At 70.5% G+C, this 2755-nt stretch carries 4 protein-coding genes; 3 read left to right on the top strand and 1 reads right to left on the bottom strand.

Annotation, left to right across the window (positions count from 1 at the left end):
- Nucleotides 1–185 precede the first annotated feature (185 nt).
- Together Q2100_RS30765 and Q2100_RS30760 are read left to right on the top strand one after the other, a co-directional pair.
- The gene (locus tag Q2100_RS30765; RefSeq protein WP_302917061.1) at nt 186–773 is read left to right on the top strand and encodes a class I SAM-dependent DNA methyltransferase; all 588 of its coding nucleotides are present in this window, start codon (nt 186–188) and stop codon (nt 771–773) included.
- A gap of 39 nt (nt 774–812) precedes the next feature.
- Complete coding sequence (locus tag Q2100_RS30760; RefSeq protein WP_302917060.1) at nt 813–1496, top strand: alpha/beta hydrolase family protein; 684 nt, start codon at nt 813–815, stop codon at nt 1494–1496.
- 7 nt (nt 1497–1503) lie between these two features.
- On the opposite strand, the gene Q2100_RS30755 is transcribed toward Q2100_RS30760, so the two are convergent.
- Nucleotides 1504–1935, bottom strand: a complete 432-nt coding sequence (locus Q2100_RS30755) for a type II toxin-antitoxin system Rv0910 family toxin (protein ID WP_264014201.1) — start codon at nt 1933–1935, stop codon at nt 1504–1506.
- A gap of 340 nt (nt 1936–2275) precedes the next feature.
- On the opposite strand from Q2100_RS30755, the gene Q2100_RS30750 reads away from it, so the two are divergent.
- Nucleotides 2276–2755, top strand: a 480-nt coding sequence (locus Q2100_RS30750; protein ID WP_302917059.1) for a C40 family peptidase, incomplete at its 3' end; no start/stop codon positions are given.

Below are 2755 nucleotides of genomic sequence, written 5' to 3'. Positions count from 1 at the left end.
GGCCCGGAAGCGGCCCGGGCTGGGCGCCCGCAATGCCGGCGGAGCCGCCGCCGCCCACCAGGACAAGCAGTGCCGCCGTCGCGGCGATCCTCCTCGTCGACCTCATAGTTCGCCAGACTAGATGATTCGCGCGGCGGGACGCACATCGTTGGCGCCGATCAGCGCCGATCTGAGACCCTGATCCGGTGAGCACCCGATGGCAGCGCACCGATGCCCCGCGGGGCGACGACTACGACTCGAGATGGCGGTCCCTCGCCGCCGAGGGGCGCAACGTGCACGGCGAGGCCGACCTGGTGTCGGCACTGCTGGCCGAGCACGGCGGCAGCCGCGTGCTCGACGCCGGTTGCGGCACGGGACGGGTGGCGATCGCGCTGGCCGAGCGGGGTCACACCGTGGTCGGCGTCGACGTCGACGCCGGCATGCTGTCCGCGGCTCGCGCCAAGCAACCCGCGCTGACATGGATCGAGGCGGATCTCGCCGACCTGGGAGCGCACCTCCGCGACGTCTTCGACCTGGCGGTGATGGCAGGCAACGTGATGATCTTCGTCGAACCGGGGACCGAGGGCCGGGTGCTCGGTGCGGTCGCGGACCGCCTCGCGGCGGGTGGTCTGCTGGTCGCGGGCTTCCAGATCCGCCCGGACCGGCTGTCCGTGGCGGACTACGACCGGCTGGCGGAGTCGGCCGGATTGCAGCCGGTCGCCCGCTGGGCCACCTGGGACCGCGAACCGTTCACCGGCGGCGACTACGCGGTGTCGATGCACCGGCGGGGCTGAGTCGTGGCGGCAGCCCGGCCGCTGCGGCAGACTGGCGCCGTGCAGACGGTGGAGTACGCCCCCGGCCGGCAGGCCGACCTGTTCGGCGTCGGCGGCGGACCGACGGTGCTGATCTGGCACGGCATGCAGACCGACTCGCGCAGCGCGGTGCGCGCTCTGGCGCAGCAGCTTGCCGATCACGGGGTCGCCGTCGTGGCCGCCGACTGGGATGCCCATGCTGAGGATGCGGGCAGGTCGGACCTGCTCGGATCCGTGCGATTCGCGCAGCAGCGCGCCGCCGCACCTGACGAACTCGTGGTGGTCGGCTGGTCCATGGGAGGCCTCGCGGCGGCCGGGCTTGCGCTGCGGGCCGCCGAACTCGACCTGCGGGTGCGCCATACCGTCTGTCTCGCAGGGGCTTTCATGGCCCCCGAGCCGTTCACGGGCGAGACCCTGCCGATGAGCCTGCCCCGCGACGGCCATCGCTCGCCCTTCCTTCTCTTACACGGGACGCGCGACGACGTCGTGCCGGTGACGGCGAGCCGGGAATTCGCCTCGGCGTTGCGACGCGACGACTGGCCGGTCGACATGGTCGAACTCGACACCGATCACGCGGCCATCGCCGGCGCCACCTACGACGCCGCCGCGGACCGGTACGAGGCGGCCGAGGATGCCGCCGCCCTCGCGGTCGCCGCCGACGTCGCGGCCCGGATCGCCGCGGTCGCCACGCCTGCGCTCGGCTGACCGGGCGTCAGCCGTACAGCTCCTCGAAGCGTTCGATCGAGCGCTCGATGTCACCCTTGACCGCGCGGGCGGCGGCGGCGCCGATGGGACCGAACAGCGGACGGCCACCCAGATCGATGAGCACGGTGAACGTGCATCCGTCGGGTGCGGGCTTCACCGACATCGTCAGGGCGTACTTCGTCCCGCCGACGCCGTCACCGGTGACCTTCAGCAGTTGCGGCGGATCAAAGGTGCGGATAGTCCAGGTCACCCGATTGCGCATGCCCTTGGCGCCGGCCACGCCCACCAGCGTGGTGCCTTCGCCGAGTTCTGCGGGCACCTCGCCCCGCCACCCCTGATGCATCGTGAGCCAGTCGCCCAGTTCGGAGAGATTGGACGCATGGTCCCATGCCTGCTCAGGAGATATGGACAACGATCGGGTCAACTCCAGTTTGGCCACCGGCGAATGGTAACGGCGGCGGTGTCGGGGCCACCCCGGATCGGTCGAAGCGGGATCGTCGTGTGTCGCCGGTCGCCGCGGTCTCCGCTTCGGCGTGCGGGTCGGCGGCCTGTCCGTTCGTCGGTCCGAATGTCCACCTGCCGGGCGGTATTCGACGGTCTGAGGGCAGAGCTTCGCTGGGCGGATGTGTGTTTCGGGCGCGAGAGTGGAACCCCTCCATGTAGCGGTCGAGTGTTGCCAAAATCGAGCCACTTTGGTGATCTTCGTCATAGATTATCCGTATTGTGGCCGCTCTCACGGTTTTTGGAGGGCTCCGGACGTTCTGTTAATGTCCGGCCGCATGTTTGCTCTAGCGACGATGTTGACGCTCATCAACCAGGTCTCGGGCACGCCGTACATCTCCGGCGGCGACAGCCCCGCAGGTACGGACTGCTCAGGGCTGGCCTCCTGGGTGAGCAATGCAGCCACCGGGCGACCGATCTACGGCGACCGGTTCAACACCGGGAACATGGAGAGCGCCCTGCTGGCCCGCGGCTTCAAGCACGGCTCGGAGCCCGGTGCGCTGGTCATCGGCTGGAACAGCGGCCATGCGGCTGTGACACTGCCCGATGGCACCCCGGTCTCGTCCGGTGAGAGCGGCGGCGTGAAGGTCGGTGGCGAAGGCGCCTACCAGCCGCAGTTCACCAAGCACATGTTCCTGCCGATGCCCGCCGAGCAGCCAGTGCCGCCTGCGCCGCCTGCCGGGCCCAACATCATCTCGGTCAGCATGCCGCCGGCGCCGGGTGCACCCGTGCCGCCTCCCCCGGGCGCGCCGGTGCCT

This window comes from Mycolicibacterium arseniciresistens (assembly GCF_030519285.1).
In the GTDB taxonomy this organism is placed as follows: Bacteria; Actinomycetota; Actinomycetes; order Mycobacteriales; family Mycobacteriaceae; genus Mycobacterium; species Mycobacterium arseniciresistens.
The sequence above is the reverse complement of the archived record's forward strand: the minus strand, read 5'-3'. Positions and strand labels throughout refer to the sequence as shown.